This is a genomic window from Clostridioides sp. ZZV15-6598, assembly GCF_020657705.1.
Taxonomy (GTDB): domain Bacteria; phylum Bacillota; class Clostridia; order Peptostreptococcales; family Peptostreptococcaceae; genus Clostridioides; species Clostridioides difficile_F.
Window position 1 is genome coordinate 1 of record NZ_JAGWCS010000352.1, and the last position, 358, is coordinate 358.

A 358-nucleotide genomic window follows, 5' to 3' on the forward strand; every position below is an offset into this window, starting at 1 on the left:
TATATGTAGAGATAGGATAGAACCTATCCAATACTACTTGAATTGCTGGAAACCCCTAAAGCTAACCAAACTAAAACATAAGGATGAAATAAACCTAAGTGTGAAAGTTACGAAAGTAGAAAAAATTGGTTAGATGGTATAAGGTTAAACCCTAAGTACTTTAAAATGGGCAATCAGCAGGTAAGCTCCGAATAGGAGAAACTTCAACGACTATTCCTCTTGAGGGAAGTACACTACAAGCTATTGGTAGTGGAAGTGGGTAGACCTTAACGGATAATGCCGAAGGATAAGATATAGTCTGTGCTTGCATGAAAGTGTAAGAAGTTCATAAGAGAACTGCATAGGTAGTAGCGAACTT

Annotated in this window: 1 protein-coding gene; it reads right to left on the reverse strand. The window is 37.4% G+C overall.

Annotated features, from left to right (window positions below; genetic code table 11):
• Window positions 1-160 precede the first annotated feature (160 nt).
• Window positions 161-310: a hypothetical protein gene (locus KGF50_RS22005; RefSeq protein WP_021358895.1), complete on the reverse strand. Its 150-nt coding sequence runs from the start codon at window positions 308-310 to the stop codon at window positions 161-163.
• Window positions 311-358 lie beyond the last annotated feature (48 nt).

Coding starts and splice junctions, on each gene's coding strand:
- KGF50_RS22005 (WP_021358895.1), bottom strand. CDS start 310: ATGCAAGCACAGACTATATCTTATCCTTCGGCATTATCCGTTAAGGTC.